We start from the raw sequence: 22205 nt of genomic DNA, 5'->3' as shown, positions 1-22205 counted from the left end.
GATAGTATTATGGCACATGTAATTGCTGTCGCAGGTAAAGGCGGCGTTGGTAAAACCACATTATGCGGAATGCTGATCCAGTATCTCTGCAAGAAAGGCAAAGGACCGATCCTTGCAGTAGATGCTGACGCAAACTCAAATTTGAACGAAGTTCTTGGAGTAGAAGTGGAGACTACACTTGGTGATGTAAGGGAAGAAATTGCCCGCGCAGAGCTTGCAAGCGAGAATCCGATCCCGGCGGGAATGTCCAAGGCGGATTACGCTGAAAGACGTTTTGAGGATGCTCTGGTAGAAGATGATGATTTTGATCTTCTGGTTATGGGCAGAACCCAGGGAAAAGGCTGCTACTGTTTTGTAAATGGACTTCTTCAGACCCAGCTTGCCAAATACCAGAATAATTATCCTTATATCGTAGTTGATAACGAAGCTGGTATGGAGCACATCAGCAGGGGAGTACTTCCGTCCATGCAGACAGCGATTCTGGTCAGTGACTGTTCCAGAAGAGGTGTACAGGCTGTAGGTCGTATTGCAGAGCTTATTAAAGAATGTGATATGCACCCGGATACAGTAGGCCTTATCATTAACCGTGCTCCTGGCGGAAAGCTGAATGACGGAATCAAAGAAGAGATTGAGAAGCAGGGTCTTCATCTTCTTGGCGTAGTGCCGCAGGATGAGACTGTTTACGAGTATGACTGCGAGGGTAAACCGACCGCAGGGCTTCCGGAAGATAATCCGGTAAAGATGGCTCTTCGTGAGATCGTAGATAAGCTTGTTTTATAAGGGAAGTCCCCCTTACCCCACATGTTTATGTGATAAGAGGATAGAAATGGCATTATAATTCGCAGCAGGCAAGAACGCTGCTGCGGAATTTTTGTCAGGTATTTATCCCATGGGAGGGGATGGGTTCCGGAAAACGGAATATAAATAAATTTATCAAAAGTAACACATACTTAGAGGAGGTCAATAATGAGTGAATTCAAATTAACTACAGTGGAAGAATTCGAAGCTGCCACAGCCCGTCTTCTTGAGACTGGTGCAAAGGTAGGCGCTGATTCCTGGCAGATGCGTGTTAAGAATCAGACTCCACACTGTAAATTCGGTGAGCAGGGCGTATGTTGCCGAATCTGTTCAATGGGTCCGTGCCGTATTACACCTAAGGCACCGAGAGGTATCTGCGGATGCGATGTACATGGTATCGTAGGAAGAAACTTCCTTCGTTTCACAGCAGGCGGCGCAGCTACACACTCTGATCACGGACGTGAGATCTGTATCACACTTGGACATGCAAAAGAGGGCGGCGACTATCAGGTGAAAGATCCTGAGAAGCTGATCCGTATTGCAAAAGAGTGGGGCGTTGAGACAGAGGGTAAAGACATCTATGATCTGGCTCATGAAATGTCTGATCTGGCTCAGGAAGAATACGGAAAGATCAGAGGATATTCCAGATGGCTTAAGAGAGCACCTCAGCATACACAGGATCTGTGGCATGCAGCTGGAATTGAGCCAAGAGCAATTGACCGTGAGGTTTCCTGTGCACTTCATATGACTCATATGGGTAACACAAGTAAACCGGAGGCTCTGATCCGTCAGGCGCTTCGTAACGGTCTTTCCGATGGATGGGGCGGTTCCATGTGCGGAACTGAGTTCTCTGATGTCCTTTTCGGAACTCCAAAGCCAATCGATACCGAGGCTAACCTTGGTGTTATGAATGCAGAAAATGTAAACATCGTTGTTCATGGACATGACCCGAGTCTTTCTGAGATGATCTGTGAGTATGCAGACAGCAAAGAGATGATCGACTATGCGAAATCCATGGGTGCTAAGGGAATCACTGTTTCCGGTGTATGTTGTACATCTAATGAGGTTGCAATGCGTCGCGGTATTCCGATGGCAGGTAACTTCTTACAGCAGGAGAACGTTGTACTGACAGGTGCCTGTGAGGCAATCGTAGTTGACGTTCAGTGTATTTTCCCGGCACTTGGACCTCTTTCCAAATGCTTCCATACAAAATTCATCACAACTTCTCCAATCTGCCAGATGCCAGATTCCGATTTCATTGAATTTGATGCAGGTACAGCAGGAGAGAAAGCAAAACAGATCGTAAAACTTGCATGTGAGAACTTCAAGAACAGAAAACCAGAGCTTGTACATATCCCGGATCTGAAACATAAAGCTACTGTTGGTTACTCTGTAGAAGCAATCGTTAAGACACTTGACGACGTAACAAACTCTCAGGTAGACGAGACTGGTACCACCAAACCTCTTCTTGAGTGTATTACATCTGGTGTTATCCGTGGTGCTGTTGCTATGGTTGGATGTAACAACCCGAAGGTCAGACCTGACACAGCTCACATCGAACTTATGAAGAAACTGATCGCAAACGATATCGTGATCATCGCTTCCGGATGTTCCGCTCAGGCAGCTGCTCGTGCAGGACTTATGGACAAAGCTGCAAAAGACCTTTGCGGTGCTGGTCTGAAACGTGTTTGCGAGCTTGCAGATATCCCGCCAGTATTACATATGGGATCCTGTGTTGATATCAGCCGTATGCTGATCCTTGCTTCTGAGCTTGCCAAGGATTCCGGACTGAACATTTCCCAGCTTCCAGTAGTAGGATGTGCTCCTGAGTGGATGTCTGAGAAGGCAGTTTCCATTGGAAACTATGTAGTAGCAACTGGTCTTGATACATATCTTGGTGTAGACCCATATGTTTCCGGTTCTACAGAGGTTGCAAGCCTCCTTACAGAGGGTGTACGTGACTGGGTAGAAGCAGCATATACAGTTGAGAAAGATATTGATAAATTAGGCGATCTTATGATTGCGAGAATCGAAGAGAAACGTGACGCTCTCGGAATCTGATCGAAGGAAAGGCGCGATTAACTTATGAAAATAGCAGTAACCGGTAAAGGCGGAGTAGGAAAGACAACTTTTGCAGCAACACTTGCCAGACTATATGCAGATGAAGGGAAAAAGGTCCTTGCAGCTGATGTTGACCCGGACGCAAACCTGGGACTGGCTCTTGGATTTGATGAGGAGACTTTAGATTCCATCGTTCCCATTTCCAAGATGCGTAAGCTGGTAGAGGAGCGTACCGGAGCCAACAGCCAGAATCAGTTTTATACACTGAATCCGAAGGTAGACGACATTCCGGACACCTACGGAAAGGTTTGTAATGGTGTAAAGCTGCTTGTCCTTGGAACCGTGGAAACAGGCGGAGGCGGATGTGTCTGTCCTGAACATGTCATGTTAAAAAGAATCATCAGCAACCTTGTAGTGCACAGGGATGATGTGGTAATTATGGATATGGAAGCCGGTCTGGAGCATCTGGGCCGGGGAACCACGGAGAGCATGGACGAATTTATTGTGGTGATCGAACCAGGTGCAAGAAGTGTACAGACCTACAAAAACGTAAAACGTCTTGCAAAGGATCTTGGCATTACTCAGGTTAAGGTAGTGGCCAACAAAGTACGGAACGAAGAGGATGAAGAATTTATCCGCAACAAGATTCCGGCAGAAGATCTTCTTGGAATGATCCATTACAATGTAGAAGTTATGGACGCAGACCGCCAGGGTAAATCACCCTATGATTTCAGTGAGACAGTAACATCTGAGATCAGAAAGATTAAAGAAAAGATAGACAACGAATCAAGTCTGTAAATAATAGGAGGTACTACAGTGACTTTATTTGATAGAGTATTCAGCGGAAACGACGCTGTTTATGGATTAACAGAGGGCGCTATTGATGCAGCCATCGCACAGCATGGCGAAGACAAAGCAGTAAGCTTCCCTGATACCGCTTACAGCCTTCCTTGCTACTATTCAGTAACAGGAACCAAGGTTACAACCTTAAAAGAGTTAAAAGAGGCTCTTGGCGTTGTAAAAACTCTTATGACAAGAGAGAAAAGACTGAACGACGCATTCATGTCCGGTATTGCTACCGCACTTTGCGCAGAGTTCATCGAAGTTCTGAAATATATCGACGGAGCAACACCATATGAGGAGCCATGCTATGGCCACCTTGCAGATGCTGTGATCCGTGAGCTTGGTGTACCGCTTGTAACAGGCGATATCCCTGGTGTAGCCGTTATCCTTGGAACAGCTCCATCTGTAGAAGAGGGTGTTGCACTTGTAAAGAGCTATCAGGCACAGGGTATCCTTGTAACACTGGTTGGCGGAATCATTGACCAGGTGAAGGAAGCTGGCATGAACACTGGAGCAAACGTACGTGTTATTCCTCTTGGAAAAGACGTTACAGCAGTTATCCACGTTGTATCTGTTGCACTTCGTGCAGCTCTGATCTTCGGTAACGTAACACCTGGAGATGCAGGTACACTTATGAAATATACAATGGACCGTGTTCCGGCATTCGTTAACGCATTCGGACCTCTGGATGACGTTGTAGTTGCTTGCGGAGCTGGCGCTATCGCACTTGGCTTCCCGGTAATCACAAACGAGACAGAGAACATCTTCCGTGTACCGAAGAGCCTTATCGTTCAGGAGGACGTAAGCAAATTCAACGCTACTTCCCTTGAGGCTCGTGACATCAAGATCAAGATCACAAACATCGATATCCCGGTTGCATTCGCATCTGCATTCGAGGGCGAGATCATCCGTCGTAAAGACATGCGTGTTGAGTTCGATGGTTCCCGTGTTGACTGTGCTGAGCTTGTACATACCTGTGACGCTTCTGAGATCGAGGATCACAAGATCACAGTTGTAGGACCGGAAGTTGACGAGATGGAAGACGGAAGCAAGAACAGCATTGCATACGTTGTTAAGGTTGCCGGTAAGAACATGCAGCCTGACTTTGAGCCTGTTATCGAGCGTAAATTCCACAACTACATCAACTGTATTGAGGGTGTATATCACACCGGTCAGAGAGATATGCAGCGTATCCGTATCAGCCATGCAGCATTTGATGCAGGATTCCGTATCAAACATATCGGTGAAGTTCTTTATACTCAGGTTAAGAACGAATTTGACGCAGTTGTTGACAAGTGTGAGGTTGTGATCTACACAGATCCTGCTGAGTGTACCAGAATCCGTCATGAAGTTGCAATTCCGACATTCGAGAAACGTGATGATCGTCTTGCAAACCTCACTGACGAGTCTGTTGATGTATATTACAGCTGTATCCTCTGCCAGGCATTCTCCCCGTCTCACGTTTGTGTTGTTACACCAGAGAGACTTGGACTTTGCGGTGCCGTTTCATGGCTGGATGCAAAAGCTACCAACGAGCTTGATCCGAACGGACCTTGCCAGGTGATCACCAAAGAGCGTCCGATCAATGAAGAGCTTGGTTCTTATGAAGACGTTGATGAAGCGGTTCAGAAGTTCTCCCAGGGTGCTCTGGAGCACGTTACCCTGTACTCCATCATGCAGGATCCTATGACTTCCTGCGGATGCTTCGAGTGTATCTGCGGTATCGAGCCATTCTCCAACGGTGTAGTTATTGCTAACCGTGAGTATGCAGGTATGACACCTCTCGGAATGACCTTCTCTGAGATGGCTTCCATGACAGGTGGTGGTGTTCAGACTCCTGGATTCATGGGACATGGTAAACACTTCATCGCTTCCAAGAAATTCATGAAGGCTGAGGGCGGTATCGAGCGTATCGTATGGATGCCGAAAGAATTAAAAGAGTTCATCGCAGAGAAATTAAATGCTACTGCAAAAGAACTTTACGGAATCGATAACTTTACAGATATGATCGGTGATGAGACTGTTGCTACAGATCCTGAGACTCTGGTAGGATTCCTTACAGAGAAGGGACATCCGGCACTTGGACTTGACCCGATGATGTAATTTATCCAGCAGCTCCTGCTGCAAAATGGAGATAATTTCCCTGGAGTCTGTCTCCTTTAGACAGGCTCCGGGATTCACTATTTCCGGCAGGAATACTGATTTATAGTTTCGCTGCGGAGGGCGAACAAGCAGATCATTTTGATTGCGGAATGAAATGATCTGTATCTGATAATTTATTTAGCAGCAAACCAATGGATAGAGGCGGAGCCTTACATGGTTTGTGATAGAAGATTAACAGAAAAGGAGATGCAGAAAATTGTTAATTAACAGAATTTTCAGCGGTAATGATGCAGTATACGGTCTAACAGAAAAAGCCGTAAACGATGCTGTACAGCAGCATGGTGCAGATAAGGCAGTGGGATTTCCACACACAGCATATTGTCTTCCATGCTATTATGCAGTAACCGGTGTGAAGATCAAAACACTTGGAGAACTGCAGGCAGCCCTTGGCGTCGTAAAATCTCTTATGACAAGAGAGCATGCTCTGGATGATGCTCTTATGTCAGGTGTAGCAACAGCCCTCTGTGCGGAATTTATTGAAGCACTGAAGTATCTTGATGGGGCAGAACCCTATCAGGAGCCTTGTTATGGCCATCTTGCAGATTCCATTATCCGTGAGCTTGGTGTACCGCTTGTAACAGGAGATATCCCTGGTGTAGCCGTTATCCTTGGCAGCGCACCGACTGCACAGGAAGGTGTTGACCTGATCAAGAGCTATCAGGCACAGGGTATCCTGGTAACATTAGTTGGCGGTATCATTGACCAGGCACAGGAGCTTGGTCTTAAGATGGGCTATAATTTACGAATTGTTCCTTTGGGAAAAGACGTAACATCTGTTATCCACGTTGTATCTGTTGCACTTCGTGCAGCACTGATCTTCGGCAATGTAACACCTGGCGATGCAGCAAGCCTTCTTACATACACCAAAGACAGGGTTCCGGCATTTGTAAATGCTTTCAAACCTGTTGATGATGTAGTTCTTGCAGCCGGTGCTGGTGCGATCAAGCTTGGTTTCCCGGTAATCTCCAATGAGGATGAGAACATTGTGGAAGTACCAGGAGCCCTGATCGCGTGTCCGAACGTTGCTGACTTTAATAAGGTTTCCCTTGAAGCAAGAGGAATCAAGATCAAGATCACAAAGGTGGATATTCCGGTAGCATTTGCGTCTGCCTTTGAAGGTGAGATCATTCGTCGTAAAGATATGCGTGTGGAATTTGACGGTTCCCGTGTGGACTGCGTAGAGCTTGTGCAGACTAAGGAAATGAACGAGGTCGAGGATCACAAGATTACTGTCGTAGGTCCGGAAGTCGATAGCTTCGAACTTGGAAGCAAGCACAGCCTTGCCTACGTGGTAGAAGTAGCTGGTAAGAAGATGCAGCCGGATTTTGAACCGGTTATCGAGCGTAAATTCCACAATTATATAAACTGCATTGAAGGTGTATATCACACAGGACAGAGGGATATGTTCCGTATCCGTATCAGCAATGATGCTTTTGCAGCAGGTTTCAGAGCAAAACACTTTGGTGAAGTTCTTTACACTCAGGTAAAGAATGAGTTCGAGGCTGTTGTAGATAAGTGTCAGGTAACTGTCTATACAGATCCGGATGAGTGTACCAGAATGCGTCATGAAGTAGCAATCCCTACTTTTGACAAACGTGATGCACGTCTGGAGACATTGACTGATGAATCTGTAGATGTTTATTACAGCTGTATCCTGTGTCAGGCATTTTCTCCGTCACATGTCTGCGTAGTAACACCGGAGAGACTTGGACTTTGTGGAGCCGTTTCATGGCTGGATGCAAAAGCAACCAATGAACTGGATCCAAACGGCCCATGTCAGATCATCACCAAGGAGCGCCCGATCGATGTAAATCTGGGCTCTTACGAGGATGTTGATGAAGCAGTAAAGAAATATTCCCAGGGTGCTCTGGAGCATGTTACTCTGTACTCCATCATGCAGGATCCTATGACCTCCTGCGGATGCTTCGAGTGTATTTGCGGTATTGAGCCATTTTCTAATGGTGTGGTTATCGCAAACCGTGAGTATGCAGGCATGACACCTCTTGGAATGACGTTCTCCGAGATGGCTTCCATGACCGGCGGCGGTGTTCAGACACCAGGCTTTATGGGACATGGAAAACACTTTATTTCATCCAAGAAATTCATGAAGGCAGAGGGCGGAATTGAGCGTATCGTATGGATGCCAAAGGAATTAAAAGAGACCGTGGCGGAGCGACTCAATAAGACTGCAAAAGAACTCTATGGCATTGACAACTTCACTGATATGATCGGTGATGAGACCGTTGCCACAGATCCGGAAGTTCTTGTTGCATTTTTAACAGAACATAACCATCCTGCATTGTCAATGGATCCGATGATGTAGTATAATGGTTCTGTATAATTTTTACAAATTTTTAAGGAGGCTTTAAGAAATGCCATTTAATCAGAAACCACAGAAGTTCAACGCAAAGATCAACACTGTTACGGTTGGAACTGGCGATAAAGCGGTTACTATTGGAGGAAATTCTACATTTCCTTTCTATACATTTGACGCACCAACCGAGAACAGCCCGAAAATCGGTGTAGAGATCACGGATATGGGACTTGATGACTTTGCACCTGGAATCAAAGCATATTATGAAGGATGCACCACCATGGCTGAGATCGCTCAGAAAGCAGCAGCTATGGAAGGTGGAGATTTCGTTGTACTCAACCTGGAAGGCGGAGATCCAAACGGAGTAAACAAATCTACAGAAGAACTTATTGCAATCGTAAAAGAGGTTGCAGATGCAATCGACTGTCCATTAGTAGTTGAAGGCTGCAAAAATGTGGAGAAGGATGCGGAACTTCTTCCGAAGGTTGCAGAGGCACTTCAGGGCAGAAACGTGATCGTGATGTCTGAGAAGGAAGAAAACTACAAGGCAATCGGTGCTGCAGCAGGACTTGCTTACAACCAGATCGTAGGCGCTGAGTCCGCTGATGATATCAACCTTGCAAAACAGTTGAACGTAGTAACAACACAGTTAGGTGTTGATGCGAAGAAGATCGTTATGAACGTAGGAACAGCTACCGTTGGTTATGGTTACGAGTATGTTGTTTCCACTATGGACCGTATCAAAGGTGCAGCATTATCCCAGAATGATAACATGCTGCAGATGCCTATTATTACACCAGTTTCTTCTGAGACATGGGGCGTAAAGGAATCAGTTGCAACTGAGGAAGATATGCCAGAATGGGGCTCAGAGGATGAGCGTGGTATCGACATGGAAGTTATGACAGCAGCAGCAGACCTGGCAGCAGGATCTGACGCAGTTATCTTAAGACATCCAGAGTCTGTAAAGACCATCGCTAAGATGATCAAAGCACTTGTGTAATATTTTTAGGAGGGAAAAATTGATATGGCACTGAATGGTATTCAGATTTTTAAATTAACACCAAAGAAAAACTGTAAGGAATGTGGATGCCCGACATGTATGGCTTTCTCCATGAAAGTTGCACAGGGCGCTTTAAAGATTGAGCAGTGTCCACATATGTCTGAGGAAGCATTAGCATCTCTTTCCGAGGCAACTGCTCCGCCAATGAAGACGATCAAGATTGGTACTGGCGATGAGGAGCTTACCCTTGGTGGTGAGACCGTTCTTTTCAGACATGAGAAGACCTTTGTAAACAAGACAAGATATGCAGTAGAGCTTTGCACATGCATGGATGACGCTACTGTAGATGCAAAACTGGCTGAGATCCCGAAGGTTGATTATGACCGTATCGGTGAGAGAATGTACGCAGAGATCGTTTACGTAAACTGCGATGCAGAAGCAACAGCTGACAAATATGTAGCACTTGTACAGAAAGCAGCAGCTCTTGGACGTACCCTGATCCTTGGATGTTCTGATCCGGAGATCGCAAAAGCAGCCCTTGAGGTTTGCAAAGACAGCAAGCCGGTATTAAACGGAGCAAATGCTTCTAACTATGAGGCTATGAACGCAGTTGCAACAGCAGCTGGTGTTGTTCTTGGTGTATCTGGCAAAGATCTTAACGAGTTATATGATACTACAGCAGCAATCGAGAAACTTGGAAACAAGAATCTGGTACTTGATGTAACAGGCGCTGACATCAAAGAGACCTTCGGCAATGCCGTACAGGTACGTCGTGCAGCTCTGAAGGATCAGGACAGAACATTCGGTTATCCATCCATCGTAAACCTTGCAAAGATCGCTGGTGGTGACTATCACCTTCAGGCAGGTCTGGCAGCTATGTTTACAATGAAATACGGTTCCATCGTTGTTATGGAGCGTATGACATATGCAGAGGCACTTCCGTTATATGGTCTGCGTCAGAACGTATTTACTGACCCGCAGAAGCCAATGCGTGTAGAGCCAGGTATCTACCCGATGAACGGTGGAGATGAGAATTCTCTTGTTGTTACAACTGTTGACTTCGCTCTTACATATTTCCTTGTATCTGGAGAGCTGGAGCGTTCCGGTGTTCCGCTTAATCTTGTTATCAACGATGCCGGCGGTTTATCCGTACTGACATCCTGGGCAGCAGGAAAATTCTCCGGAAACAGTATTTCTACATTCTTCAAAGAGAAAGTAGAGCCAAATGTTAAGAGCAGACGTCTGGTAATCCCAGGTAAGGTTGCAGTCCTGAAGGGTGATCTGGAAGCAAAACTTCCAGGATGGGAAATCATCGTTGGACCAAGAGAAGCTGTACAGCTTGTGAAGTTCTTAAAGGATCTTGAAGGCTGATTTAAGCCTTTAAGACCCTAAAAGGGTATGCCGCTTATGGGCGGCACCACTATAAATGTAAAGGAGAACATTTGACATGGCAAAATTTGTTACAATTGGAGAGAGACTTTCAACAACAGCACCTTCTGTAAACAAAGCATTTACAGAGAGAGATCCTGAGCCGATCTTAAAGAGAGCAAAACAGCAGCTTGATGCTGGTGCTGTTTATCTTGATGTAAACATCGGACCAGCTGAGAACGATGGAGAAGACCTGATGAAATGGGCTGTTAAGCTTCTTCAGGAGAACTTCGACAACGTTCCGCTGTCTCTGGATACATCCAACAAAAAAGCAATTGAGGCTGGTATTTCCGTATACAACCGTTCCAAAGGAAAACCAATCGTAAACTCTGCTGATGCAGCTGGAAGAATTGAGAACATCGACCTTGCAGCAGCTAACGATGCAATCGTTATCGCTCTTTGCAACGGTGAAGGTATTGCAAAAGACAACGACGAGCGTATGATGTACTGCCAGATGCTTCTTGAAAGAGGTATGGAGCATGGTATGGACGCAAGTGATCTGTGGTTTGACCCGCTGTTCCTGGTTGTTAAAGGAATGCAGGACAAACAGATGGAAGTACTTGAGGCTATTAAAATGTTCTCCGATATGGGACTGAACTCTACAGGTGGTCTGTCCAACAACAGTAACGGTATGCCGAAGAACATCCGTCCAATCATGGATTCCGCATTAGTTGCTATGGCTATGATGCAGGGCCTTACATCCGCAATTGTTAACCCTAACGACCTTCGTCTTATGGAAACAATCAAATCCTGCGATGTATTCAAGGGCAACACCCTGTATGCTGATTCCTATCTTGAACTGTAATTATTTGTAATTCGTTTCTAAATAGGGACGTAAGATACAAAAGGGGCTGGGGCTTTGGCCTCAGTCCCTTTTTCTAACGGATAAGAATAATAATGATGTCTGTTTTGGCAGATATATGACCATATGAGAAAGGTGAGTGCCGGATGTTTAAGGTTACATTTTCTTTTGAAGATGGCAGTGTGGTAGAACATTTTGCCAATGCGGGGGACAATTTACTTGAATTAGCCAGAGAGGCCAATGTGGCCATCGACGCGCCGTGCTCCGGAAATGCTTCCTGCGGAAAGTGCCGGGTACAGTTAAAAAAAGGAGAACTGGACAGCAAGAAAACCTTACATATCAGTGAGGAAGAATATCAGGAGGGATGGCGTCTTGCCTGCACCAGCAAGATCTGTGCAGATGTGACCGTACTGGTACCTGATATTGCGTCTGCTTACAAGAGCAGAATGAAGGTTGCAGATCTCAGCTCCAAAGAGGAAATTGCCATTTTCGAGAATTCCAAAAGAGACGTAGAAATGACCGGTATTGAGCTCAGAAACAGTCTGGATGTAATTGAACTTGATATGAATGAGCCAAGTCTTGATGACACCATGCCGGATAATGAGCGCCTTACAAGAGCTTTAAAGAAATACATGAATCTGAAACAGGTAAGGATCCCTTACGCTGTATTAAGAAAATTGCCGGATGTCCTCCGGGAAAATCATTTCAAAGTAAAATGTGTAGTTCGTACTGCTCCTAATGATCTTTTTGTATACGATATTTTCGGAAAAGATGAAGAAGTGGTAGTGGGCGGACTTGCAGTGGATATTGGTACCACAACTGTTTCTGCAGTCCTGATCAACATGGAGACCGGAGAGATTCTTGCCAAGGCTTCCTCTGGAAACGGACAGATCCGTTTCGGAGCAGATGTTATCAACCGTATCATCGAACAGCAGAAGCCAGGCGGTAAGAAGAAACTGCAGGATGCAGTCATTAAAGAGACAATCAATCCAATGATCGCACAGATGTGTAAAAGTGCAGGCATTCCAGCCAGCCATATTTACAGAATGTCTGTGGGAGCAAATACAACGATGAATCATCTGTTTGCCGGGATCAACGCGGATCCGGTCCGTATGGAGCCGTATATTCCAGCATTCTTCAAAACCAATTCCCTTTTTGCTTCTGATGTGGGAATTGCTATCAATAAAGATGCGCATATTATCATTGCGCCAAATATCGGAAGCTATGTAGGCGGTGATATCACTGCCGGAACTTTAGTAAGCATGATCTGGAACAGACCAGAGTTTTCTTTATTTATCGATCTTGGAACTAACGGTGAGCTGGTATTTGGCAACTCTGATTTTATGATGAGCTGTGCATGTTCCGCTGGTCCGGCTTTTGAGGGTGGTGATATCAGCTGTGGTATGCGTGCAACTGATGGAGCTATTGAAGCTTGTACCATTGATAAGGAGACTATGGAACCAACTTATAAAGTAGTTGGAGAACCGGGAACCAAGCCGGTTGGACTTTGTGGTTCCGGAATCATTGATGTGATCAGCGAGCTTTTTATGTGCGGAATCATCAACCCTAAGGGTAAATTTGTCCGTGAGGGGGAGAGAATCCGTCACGATAAATACGGAATGGGAAGCTATGTGATCGCATTTGAAAAGGATGCAGGCTCTGTGAAGGATATTGAGATCACAGAGGTTGATATTGACAACTTTATCCGTGCCAAAGGTGCTATTTTCTCAGCTATCAGAACTATGATAAACAGTCTTGATTTTGACGTGAGCATGATCGATGATGTATACGTTGCCGGTGGTATTGGAAGCGGAATCAATATGAGAAATGCTGTAAACATCGGAATGTTCCCGGATATCCCTCTGGAGAAATTCCATTATATCGGCAACTCTTCCCTGACGGGTTCCTATCTGATGCTTCTTTCTACAGAGGCCGAGAAGAAGACCTATGAGCTTGCTGCAAACATGACATATATGGAGCTTTCTACAGTGCCAACTTATATGGACGAATTTGTAGGAGCGTGCTTTATTCCTCATACAGATACGGGAATGTTCCCTGATGTAATGAATGATTTACAGAACAGGAAGTAATTAATAAAATGCCATTTACAATTGATGACTTAAATTATGATAAAGACAGCAAGGAGAGAATGCCATGGGAGCATTATCTTGAGCTGTATGCAAAAGCTGACCCGAAGGAGATCGCATCCAGACTTTCCATTCCATATGATGAAGAGGCTAAGGAATTTACTCTGACTTTCCTGGGCTCTGAATATAAGATCACATATCCGGATTTCCAGGTAAAACATGTGGCAGATGAGAAGAAATGTTATCCTCTGGAGGATATGATCTACGCAAAGATTCTTACCATTCGTTTTCTGTTAAATGGTTCCGCCTCTGTGGGGACTGGCAGGTTTAAAACTTACCGGGAAATGCCATGGGGAGAAGTGTACCTGAGACAGTTTGACGGACGTTGTATCAAAAGGCTTGCATTTACCTATGGAAACAGACTGGATGATTTCCGGCTTGTAATGGATCATATGAAATGCACTCCGGTGAAATTCGGAGATGTGGCTTATGAGCTTTCCATTTATCCGGGATATCAGATCCAGATGATCCTGTGGGAGGGGGACGATGAGTTCCCGCCGTCTTCCCAGATCCTGTTTTCCGACAATTTCCCGGTATCCTTTGCTGCGGAAGATATGGCGGTTATGGGAGATGTGATCATTGGCTCTTTGAAGGCTTTTCTGAAAGCAGCGAAAGAGCAGTAAGGTTATTGTAAAACAGATTCTGCGTGAAAGTTAACCGAGATTTAAAGTTTTCTAAATGCATGAGCTGTATATTTTTTGATTAAAGCGGACTGGAGTGCGGGTGTTTGAGCCTGCACCAGGATCCGTTTTGATAAATCCAAATTAAGCGGAGGCGTCATGCTGTAACAGCGGTGACGTAAAAAGGAGGTAAGTTACAATGGGATACAAGAGTGACATTGAAATCGCACAGGAATGCGAAATGCTGCCGATTACCCAGATTGCAGAGAAAGCTGGTATTGATGACAAATACCTGGAGCAGTATGGAAAGTATAAGGCAAAAATCGACTACAATCTCTTAAAAGAGAGCGACAAGAAAGACGGAAAACTGATCCTTGTAACAGCAATCAACCCGACCCCGGCTGGTGAGGGAAAAACAACTACAACTGTAGGACTTGCTGATGGAATGCAGAGACTTGGAAAGAGCGCAATGGTTGCACTTCGTGAGCCATCTCTTGGACCGGTATTCGGTGTTAAGGGCGGCGCTGCAGGCGGCGGATACGCACAGGTTGTTCCAATGGAGGATATCAACCTTCATTTCACAGGTGACTTCCATGCAATCGGAGCTGCAAACAACCTTCTTGCAGCAATGATCGACAACCACATTTTCCAGGGCAATGCACTGAACATTGACCCACGTAAGATCACATGGAAGAGATGCGTGGACATGAACGACCGTCAGCTTCGTAACGTGATCGATGGTCTTGGAGGAAGAACAAACGGTATGCCTCGTGAAGACGGTTATGACATCACAGTTGCTTCCGAGATCATGGCAGTTCTCTGTCTTGCAAGCGACATCACAGACCTGAAGAATAGACTTTCCAAGATGATCATTGGTTATACATATGGCAAAGTATCTGAGCAGAAACCGGTAACAGCTGGTGATCTTCACGCAGAAGGTGCTATGACAGCTCTTCTGAAAGACGCTCTGAAACCAAACCTGGTTCAGACTCTGGAGCATGTACCTGCAATCGTTCACGGTGGACCATTTGCAAACATCGCTCATGGATGTAACTCTGTAACAGCTACTAAGATGGCTATGAAGCTGGCTGATTATGCCATCACAGAGGCTGGATTCGGTGCTGACCTTGGTGCAGAGAAATTCCTTGACATCAAATGCCGTATGGCAGGTCTTCATCCAAATGCAGTTGTGATCGTTGCTACTGTACGTGCCCTTAAATACAACGGCGGTGTTGCAAAAGCAGACCTTAACAATGAGAACCTTGAGGCTCTTGAGAAAGGTATCCCGAACCTTTTAAGACATGTAAACACGATCAAAAATGTTTACAAACTTCCATGTGTTGTTGCAATCAACGCATTCCCGACCGATACCAAGGCAGAGCTTGATCTTGTTGAAGCAAAATGTAAAGAGCTTGGTGTTAACGTTGCACTTTCCGAAGTATGGGCAAAAGGCGGTGAAGGCGGCCTGAAGCTTGCTGAGGAAGTAATCCGTCTCTGCGAAGAGCCAAATGACTTCTCTTATTCCTATGAGCTTGACGGTTCTATAGAGGATAAGCTGAACCAGATCGTTCAGAAAGTATACGGCGGAAAGAAAGTTGTTCTCACAGCAAACGCTCAGAAACAGGCAAAACAGTTAGAAGCTCTTGGCTTTGGCAACTGCCCGATCTGTGTTGCAAAGACTCAGTACAGCTTAACAGATGACCAGACAAAACTCGGTGCACCGACAGATTTCGAGATCACAGTTCGTAACCTGAAGGTTTCCGCAGGTGCTGGATTTGTTGTTGCACTGACTGGTGAGATCATGACCATGCCAGGTCTTCCGAAAGTTCCGGCAGCTGAGAGAATCGACGTTGACGAGACTGGTAAGATCACAGGTCTGTTCTAATCAAAGAAAAAAGAAACATCAGGCGGATATACCTGTCCGCCTGGCGTTATAAAAAGGTCATGGCTTACATGATGACTAAGAACAATAAGGAGACAACGAAATGGGATTTTCAACAAGTACATGTACAGAATTTGTAGAAGTTCTTGCTTCTAAAGCCCCGGTTCCAGGCGGCGGCGGAGCATCTGCACTGGTAGGTGCTGTGGGAACTGCACTTGGAAACATGGTAGGAAGCCTTACTGTTGGTAAGAAGAAATATGCTGATGTTGAGGAAGAAATGTGGGAGCTGAAAGGTAAATGCGACCAGCTTCAGAAAGATTTCCTTCGTCTGATCGAGTGTGACGCCGAAGTATTCGAGCCACTTTCCAAAGCATATGGAATGCCGAAAGAAACAGAAGAAGAGAAAGCTGAAAAAGCAAGAGTTATGGCAATCGTATTAAAAGATGCCTGCTCTGTTCCTATGGAAATCATGGAGAAATGCTGTGAGGCACTTGACCTGATCAAGGAATTTGCTGCAAAAGGCTCCAAGCTTGCCATCAGTGACGCTGGTGTAGCTGCAACCTTCTGCAAAGCTGCATTAAAAGGTGCAAGCCTGAACGTTTATATCAACACAAAGTCCATGGCAGACAGAGAGTATGCAGAAGAATTAAATGCAAAGGCTGATGCAATGCTTGAAAAATACTGCAAGCTTGCAGACGAGACATTTGACAGCGTACTTGGAAGACTGAAATAAAGATAAAAAAAGAAAAGAACTGGCAGGAGCAAAATCCTGCAAGTCCTTTTGGCGGTCTCAAAATGCTGTATTACCATGAAACTGGTATGAGCATGACTGGATTTATCATAATATAAGGAGATTACTAAAAAATGGCAAAACAGTTATTAGGTAAAGAAGTAACTGCTGCATTAAACGAGCGTATCAAAGGAAATGTGGCAGCTCTTCAGGAAAAAGGCGTTAACCCCACACTTTGCATTATCCGTGTAGGAGAGAATCCAAGTGATATTTCCTATGAGAAGGGTGCAACAAAGCGTTGTGAGACATTAGGCGTTGCATGTGAGAAAATTCTTCTTCCGGAGGATGTTGCTCAGGAAGAACTTCTTACAGTTATTGATAAGGTAAACAAAGACGATCATATCCATGGTGTACTTCTGTTCCGTCCGCTTCCGAAACATCTGGATCAGGCTGTGATCGAGAATGCACTTGCTCCTGAGAAAGATGTTGACTGTATGACAGACCTTTCCATGTCTGGTGTTTTTACAGGCAAGAAGATCGGTTTCCCGCCATGTACACCACAGGCATGTATGGAAATCCTTGATCATTACGGAATCGACTGCACAGGTAAGAAGGCAGTAGTAATCGGAAGAAGCCTTGTTGTAGGTAAACCGGCAGCTATGATGCTTGTTAAGAAAAACGCAACTGTAACCATCTGCCACACAAGAACAGTGGATATGCCGTCTGTGGCACGCGAAGCGGATATTATTATCGTAGCAGCAGGCCGTGCTGGCGTTGTTGGCGCTGATTATGTAAAAGCAGGACAGGTGGTTATTGATGTAGGAATCAACGTAAATGCAGAAGGAAAGCTTTGCGGAGACGTTGACTACGCAGCAGTAGAGCCAATCGTAGATGCTATTACACCAGTTCCAGGCGGAGTTGGAAGCGTTACAACATCTGTCCTGGTTGGACATGTTGTAGAGGCTGCTATGCGCAAAGTGAACGCTTAATAGTTAATTGGTTTAGAGTTAATAGAACGATGTACCTGAAGTACATCATGTGTACAAGCGGAAGAAAAACTCTTCAGGGTAAAAACTGGAGAGTTTTTTTGTTGCAGAAAATTTTATTGAAATCCTTATTGCAGCAAAAGTTTGTTTTGCTATTACAAAAAATTTGCTTTTCTCAGTAAGATATTGTACTATAGAGGGTACAGATATATGGAGGTAACTCACTATGGGAAAAGTGATGGCAGTGAACATCAGTGTTAAAAGAGGAACTCAGAAGGTCAATGTGCACACTGTAAAACTGATTGAAAATTATGGACTGGAGAATGACGCCCACGCAGGAAACTGGCACCGTCAGGTCAGCCTTCTGTCTTATGAAAAAATAGAAGAATTTAAGGCAAAAGGCGCACCGGTAAAGGATGGTGCTTTCGGGGAAAATCTGATCGTACAGGGATTTGACTTTAAGACCCTTCCAGTAGGAACCCGTCTGAAATGCAACGATGTGATTCTTGAAATCACGCAGATTGGAAAGCAGTGTCACAACGGTTGCGAGATTTTCAAGATCATGGGAGATTGCATTATGCCCCGCGAAGGTGTTTTTGCCAGAGTAATCAAAGGCGGTGTGATCTCTGAGGGAGATGAAATGGTTTATGCTTGACAGATACGGAAGAAATATTGATTATCTGCGGATATCTTTGACAGACAGGTGCAATCTCCGCTGTATCTACTGTATGCCGGAAGAGGGAATCCGTCAGATTCCAAGGACAGAACTTCTTGATACAGATGAAATCGTGAGAATCTGTAAGGCGGCCAGTGAACTTGGGATTTCCAGAATCAAACTGACAGGAGGAGAGCCTCTTGTCCGCAGAATCTGCACCCCATTAGTAAAAGAGCTGAAAGCCATTCCCGGGATCTGCCAGGTTACACTGACCACCAACGGAATCCTTTTGGGAGAACAGCTTCCGGGCCTGATGGAGGCCGGTCTGGATGCCGTAAACATCAGTCTGGATACTTTAGAAGAAACCACATTTCGCAAAATCACCCGCAGGGACGATTTTCACCAGGTTTTAAAGGGACTTAGGGCAGCACTTTCCTACCCTTCCCTGAAAGTGAAATTGAACTGTGTCCCCACTTTTCAGTCGGACGAGGAACTTTTACAGGTGGCAGCTCTTGCAAGGGAGAATCCTCTTCATGTGCGTTTCATTGAAATGATGCCAATTGGTCTGGGCAAGGAGTTTGCAGCCAGGGGAGAGGAACAGATAAAGTCTGTTCTGGAAAAGGAATATGGGTCAATGACACCAACGGAAGAAAAGCTTGGAAATGGTCCCTGTCATTATTATACCCTGGAGGAGTTTACAGGCAGGATCGGATTTATCAGTGCCCTGTCCCACAAATTCTGTGACAGCTGCAACCGTGTAAGGCTTACTTCTACCGGATTTCTGAAAGGCTGCCTGCAATTTGAGGACGGAGCAGATCTGAAGGTTTTGCTTCGAAGTGGTTGTTCTGATGGGATGCTTAAAGAAACGATAGAAAAAGTCATTTATGAAAAGCCTGTAGGCCACAATTTTCAGGAACATAAGAAGGGAAACGAAGAATCCCACATCATGGCTCAAATCGGTGGATGATTTTGAAAAATAAAAGAAAACACAATTTAGAAAAGTCGGATTTGCTGTTGTATCATTTGTACAACTTAAGCAATCCGGCTTTTTGTATATTTCAATATAATTCCAGATACAAAATTGTGCAAAAATATTGTTAATAAATAAACTTATTCATATTTGCTTGCCAAAATGAACAAAAAAATATATAATTTCATTACAAAAATAGTCATGTCTGTTAAAAAATACGCAAAGCCGGAAGCTTTGGAGGACGGGGACAAAAGACCTGGAGGCATCTGGCAAGTAAGGAGGTTAACAAAATGGTAGATCAGTCATATTACAAGAAAGCAGATGAGATTATTGAGCATTATGAGCGGTGTGCTGCCTCATTAATCCCCATCATGCAGGATATCCAGGCGGAATATCGGTACCTGCCTGCAGAACTTCTGACCTACGTAGCCGGACAGATCGGCGTTACTGAAGCGAAGGCCTTCAGTGTTGCAACCTTTTATGAGAACTTTTCTTTTGAACCTAAAGGAAAATACATTATCAAGGTATGCGATGGCACAGCTTGTCATGTAAGAAAGTCAATCCCGGTTAAAGAAGCATTCATGAAAGAACTGGGATTAAGCAATAAGAAGCATACCACAGATGACATGATGTTCACTGTGGAGACTGTATCCTGTCTTGGTGCCTGCGGGCTTGCTCCCACCTGTATGGTGAATGAAGAAGTGCATGCCAAGATGACACCGGAGAAGGTAGTAGAGCTTATTAACAGATTGAGAGGTGAGAACGGATGAGGATTAACAGTAAAGAAGAGCTGCAAAGCAAAAAAGCTGAGATCGAACAGAATATCCAGAGCTTCACATGCCGTGTTCTTGTCTGTTCCGGTACCGGATGTATGGCTTCCGGTGCTCAGAAAATCTATGATGAGATGGTAAGACTCTGTGAAGGTATTGATGGTGTAGAGATTGAAATGCAGAAAGATATCCCTCACGTAGGCGTTATCAAGACTGGCTGCCAGGGTCTTTGCGAGCTGGGACCTCTTGTAAGGATTGAACCATACGGATATCAGTATGTACATGTTCAGGAGGAGGACTGCCTGGAGATCGTGGAGCGAACTGTACGCCTTGGACATCCTGTAGATCGTCTGTTTTACCGCCATGGAGATGAAATCTGTCCGAAGCCTGAGGATATCCCGTTCCTTAACCGTCAGACCAGGATCGTTCTTGAAAACTGTGGTAAGATTGACGCGGAATCCATTGACGAATATATTGCAGCAGGCGGTTTTTCTGCTCTTGCCAAGGCAGTTACAGAGATGACTCCCCAGGATGTAATTGATGAAGTTACCAGATCTGGTCTTCGTGGACGCGGAGGCGCCGGCTTCCCGGCAGGTAAGAAGTGGTCACAGGTAGCCAGACAGGCTGAGAAAACCCGATATGTAGTATGTAACGGTGATGAGGGTGACCCGGGAGCATTTATGGATGGTTCCGTTATGGAAGGCGATCCGTATAAGATGATCGAGGGCATGATCATTGCCGCTTACGCAGTTGGCGCTGAGAACGGATACATATATGTTCGTGCAGAGTATCCTCTTTCCGTAGCCAGACTTCGTCTTGCTATTTCCCAGGCTGAGAAATATGGTCTCCTTGGAAATCATATCCTTGGCAGCGGTGTGAATTTCCATCTGCATATTAATCGTGGTGCAGGAGCTTTCGTATGTGGTGAAGGTTCTGCCCTTACCTCTTCCATTGAGGGAAACAGAGGTATGCCTCGTGTAAAACCACCTCGTACTGTTGAGAAAGGTCTGTGGGGCAAGCCAACTGTATTAAATAACGTTGAGACTTACGCAAATGTTCCGAAGATTATCATACAGGGTGCTGACTGGTTCCATACCATCGGAACAGAGGGAAGCCCGGGAACCAAGACCTTCTCACTGACCGGAGCAATTGAGAATACAGGTCTTATTGAAGTTCCAATGGGAACAACACTTCGTGAGATTATTTATGATATTGGCGGCGGTCTGAAGAGCGGTGCTGCATTTAAAGGCGTTCAGATTGGCGGACCATCTGGCGGATGTCTTGTAGAAGACCAGCTGGATGCTCCTCTTGATTTTGATTCTGTAAAGAAGCTTGATGCTATTATGGGATCAGGCGGTCTTGTTGTCATGGATGAGAATACCTGTATGGTAGAAGTTGCCCGTTTCTTCATGAGCTTTACCCAGCGGGAGAGCTGTGGAAAATGCGTTCCATGCCGTGAGGGTACCAAGCGTATGCTGGAGATCCTGGAGAAGATTGTAGCAGGCAATGGGGAGATGTCTGATCTTGACGAGCTGGAAGAGCTTGCCAAAATGGTTCAGAGCATGGCTCTTTGCGGACTTGGAAAGAGTGCACCTCTTCCTGTCCTCAGTACCATGAAGCGTTTTCGCGAGGAATACGAAGAGCATATCCGGGACAAGAAGTGCCGGGCAAAGGTCTGCACAGCACTCCGTCAGTTCCACATTAATCCGGAATTCTGTATCGGCTGCGGAAAATGTGCCAAGAACTGTCCTGCCGGGGCAATTTCCGGCAAGATTAAATCACCTTATCATATTAATAATGATGTATGCATCAAGTGCGGCAGCTGTAAGGATAACTGTAACTTTGATGCAATATATGTGGAAATGTAGGGAGGACAGATTATGGGTACAATGACGATTGACGGCAGAAAAGTCGAATTTACAGATGAAAAAAATGTCCTGACCGTAATCCGCAAGGCAGGCATTAATATTCCTACACTTTGTTATCACTCAGAGGTTTCCACTTTTGGAGCCTGTCGTCTGTGCACAGTAGAGGAT

18 protein-coding genes are annotated in these 22205 nt (G+C 45.2%); all 18 read left to right on the top strand.

Going from position 1 to position 22205, the window contains the following annotated elements; genetic code table 11:
- Nucleotides 1-9: 9 nt before the first annotated feature.
- Nucleotides 10-780, top strand: coding sequence for an AAA family ATPase (locus AB5170_RS03360; RefSeq protein WP_173770869.1), 771 nt, complete (start codon nucleotides 10-12; stop codon nucleotides 778-780).
- A gap of 186 nt (nucleotides 781-966) precedes the next feature.
- Entirely contained in the window at nucleotides 967-2859 is a 1893-nt protein-coding gene (gene cooS, locus AB5170_RS03355) for an anaerobic carbon-monoxide dehydrogenase catalytic subunit (protein ID WP_368361605.1), read from the top strand.
- 24 nt (nucleotides 2860-2883) lie between these two features.
- Entirely contained in the window at nucleotides 2884-3657 is a 774-nt protein-coding gene (locus AB5170_RS03350) for an AAA family ATPase (protein ID WP_118578441.1), read from the top strand.
- Between the two features lie 18 nt (nucleotides 3658-3675).
- On the top strand, nucleotides 3676-5805 hold the full coding sequence (gene acsB, locus AB5170_RS03345; RefSeq protein ID WP_118578440.1) for an acetyl-CoA decarbonylase/synthase complex subunit alpha/beta: 2130 nt from the start codon (nucleotides 3676-3678) through the stop codon (nucleotides 5803-5805).
- Between the two features lie 256 nt (nucleotides 5806-6061).
- On the top strand, nucleotides 6062-8188 hold the full coding sequence (acsB, locus tag AB5170_RS03340) for an acetyl-CoA decarbonylase/synthase complex subunit alpha/beta (protein ID WP_173769101.1): 2127 nt from the start codon (nucleotides 6062-6064) through the stop codon (nucleotides 8186-8188).
- Nucleotides 8189-8237: 49 nt separating this feature from the next.
- Entirely contained in the window at nucleotides 8238-9179 is a 942-nt protein-coding gene (gene acsD / locus AB5170_RS03335) for an acetyl-CoA decarbonylase/synthase complex subunit delta (protein WP_118578438.1), read from the top strand.
- Between the two features lie 24 nt (nucleotides 9180-9203).
- Nucleotides 9204-10550 carry an acetyl-CoA decarbonylase/synthase complex subunit gamma gene (gene acsC / locus AB5170_RS03330; RefSeq protein ID WP_118578437.1) on the top strand — a complete coding sequence of 449 codons (1347 nt, stop codon included), beginning with the start codon at nucleotides 9204-9206 and terminating at the stop codon, nucleotides 10548-10550.
- A gap of 76 nt (nucleotides 10551-10626) precedes the next feature.
- Nucleotides 10627-11412 (top strand): carbon monoxide dehydrogenase/acetyl-CoA synthase methytransferase subunit, encoded by a 786-nt coding sequence (acsE, locus tag AB5170_RS03325; RefSeq protein ID WP_118578436.1) that lies wholly within the window; start codon nucleotides 10627-10629, stop codon nucleotides 11410-11412.
- A gap of 143 nt (nucleotides 11413-11555) precedes the next feature.
- On the top strand, nucleotides 11556-13499 hold the full coding sequence (gene acsV / locus AB5170_RS03320; protein WP_173769102.1) for a corrinoid activation/regeneration protein AcsV: 1944 nt from the start codon (nucleotides 11556-11558) through the stop codon (nucleotides 13497-13499).
- Between the two features lie 8 nt (nucleotides 13500-13507).
- The gene (locus AB5170_RS03315) at nucleotides 13508-14179 is read left to right on the top strand and encodes a DUF3786 domain-containing protein (protein ID WP_118578435.1); all 672 of its coding nucleotides are present in this window, start codon (nucleotides 13508-13510) and stop codon (nucleotides 14177-14179) included.
- Nucleotides 14180-14375: 196 nt separating this feature from the next.
- A complete protein-coding gene (locus AB5170_RS03310) occupies nucleotides 14376-16061 on the top strand; it encodes a formate--tetrahydrofolate ligase (RefSeq protein ID WP_118578434.1) in 1686 nt (561 codons plus the stop codon).
- Between the two features lie 100 nt (nucleotides 16062-16161).
- Nucleotides 16162-16791, top strand: coding sequence for a cyclodeaminase/cyclohydrolase family protein (locus AB5170_RS03305; RefSeq protein WP_368361604.1), 630 nt, complete (start codon nucleotides 16162-16164; stop codon nucleotides 16789-16791).
- A 131-nt stretch (nucleotides 16792-16922) separates the two neighbouring features.
- On the top strand, nucleotides 16923-17777 hold the full coding sequence (locus AB5170_RS03300; protein WP_173715528.1) for a bifunctional 5,10-methylenetetrahydrofolate dehydrogenase/5,10-methenyltetrahydrofolate cyclohydrolase: 855 nt from the start codon (nucleotides 16923-16925) through the stop codon (nucleotides 17775-17777).
- A 223-nt stretch (nucleotides 17778-18000) separates the two neighbouring features.
- A complete protein-coding gene (locus AB5170_RS03295; protein WP_118578431.1) occupies nucleotides 18001-18429 on the top strand; it encodes an MOSC domain-containing protein in 429 nt (142 codons plus the stop codon).
- A complete protein-coding gene (moaA, locus tag AB5170_RS03290; RefSeq protein ID WP_173773226.1) occupies nucleotides 18422-19396 on the top strand; it encodes a GTP 3',8-cyclase MoaA in 975 nt (324 codons plus the stop codon). Before AB5170_RS03295 ends, moaA begins: the two co-directional genes overlap by 8 nt.
- A 293-nt stretch (nucleotides 19397-19689) precedes the next feature.
- Entirely contained in the window at nucleotides 19690-20169 is a 480-nt protein-coding gene (locus AB5170_RS03285; RefSeq protein WP_148462597.1) for an NAD(P)H-dependent oxidoreductase subunit E, read from the top strand.
- Nucleotides 20166-22037: an NADH-ubiquinone oxidoreductase-F iron-sulfur binding region domain-containing protein gene (locus AB5170_RS03280; RefSeq protein ID WP_368361603.1), complete on the top strand. Its 1872-nt coding sequence runs from the start codon at nucleotides 20166-20168 to the stop codon at nucleotides 22035-22037. The genes AB5170_RS03285 and AB5170_RS03280 overlap by 4 nt, the downstream gene beginning before the upstream one ends.
- Before the next feature lie 12 nt (nucleotides 22038-22049).
- Nucleotides 22050-22205 (top strand): 2Fe-2S iron-sulfur cluster-binding protein (locus tag AB5170_RS03275; RefSeq protein ID WP_368365043.1); only part of this gene is annotated, 156 nt, incomplete at its 3' end.

The sequence above is a fragment of the Ruminococcus sp. RTP21484sp1_RTP21281st1_A8_RTP21281_210402 genome, from assembly GCF_040914025.1.
GTDB classification, from domain to species: domain Bacteria; phylum Bacillota; class Clostridia; order Lachnospirales; family Lachnospiraceae; genus Blautia_A; species Blautia_A faecis.
The sequence above is the reverse complement of the archived record's forward strand: the minus strand, read 5'-3'. Positions and strand labels throughout refer to the sequence as shown.

What these genes read in the sequence shown, in the direction of transcription:
- AB5170_RS03360 (WP_173770869.1), top strand. Translation starts at nt 10, where the DNA reads ATGGCACATGTAATTGCTGTCGCAGGTAAAGGCGGCGTTGGTAAAACC.
- cooS (WP_368361605.1), top strand. Translation starts at nt 967, where the DNA reads ATGAGTGAATTCAAATTAACTACAGTGGAAGAATTCGAAGCTGCCACA.
- AB5170_RS03350 (WP_118578441.1), top strand. Translation starts at nt 2,884, where the DNA reads ATGAAAATAGCAGTAACCGGTAAAGGCGGAGTAGGAAAGACAACTTTT.
- acsD (WP_118578438.1), top strand. Translation starts at nt 8,238, where the DNA reads ATGCCATTTAATCAGAAACCACAGAAGTTCAACGCAAAGATCAACACT.
- acsC (WP_118578437.1), top strand. Translation starts at nt 9,204, where the DNA reads ATGGCACTGAATGGTATTCAGATTTTTAAATTAACACCAAAGAAAAAC.
- acsE (WP_118578436.1), top strand. Translation starts at nt 10,627, where the DNA reads ATGGCAAAATTTGTTACAATTGGAGAGAGACTTTCAACAACAGCACCT.
- acsV (WP_173769102.1), top strand. Translation starts at nt 11,556, where the DNA reads ATGTTTAAGGTTACATTTTCTTTTGAAGATGGCAGTGTGGTAGAACAT.
- AB5170_RS03315 (WP_118578435.1), top strand. Translation starts at nt 13,508, where the DNA reads ATGCCATTTACAATTGATGACTTAAATTATGATAAAGACAGCAAGGAG.
- AB5170_RS03310 (WP_118578434.1), top strand. Translation starts at nt 14,376, where the DNA reads ATGGGATACAAGAGTGACATTGAAATCGCACAGGAATGCGAAATGCTG.
- AB5170_RS03305 (WP_368361604.1), top strand. Translation starts at nt 16,162, where the DNA reads ATGGGATTTTCAACAAGTACATGTACAGAATTTGTAGAAGTTCTTGCT.
- AB5170_RS03300 (WP_173715528.1), top strand. Translation starts at nt 16,923, where the DNA reads ATGGCAAAACAGTTATTAGGTAAAGAAGTAACTGCTGCATTAAACGAG.
- AB5170_RS03295 (WP_118578431.1), top strand. Translation starts at nt 18,001, where the DNA reads ATGGGAAAAGTGATGGCAGTGAACATCAGTGTTAAAAGAGGAACTCAG.
- moaA (WP_173773226.1), top strand. Translation starts at nt 18,422, where the DNA reads ATGCTTGACAGATACGGAAGAAATATTGATTATCTGCGGATATCTTTG.
- AB5170_RS03285 (WP_148462597.1), top strand. Translation starts at nt 19,690, where the DNA reads ATGGTAGATCAGTCATATTACAAGAAAGCAGATGAGATTATTGAGCAT.
- AB5170_RS03280 (WP_368361603.1), top strand. Translation starts at nt 20,166, where the DNA reads ATGAGGATTAACAGTAAAGAAGAGCTGCAAAGCAAAAAAGCTGAGATC.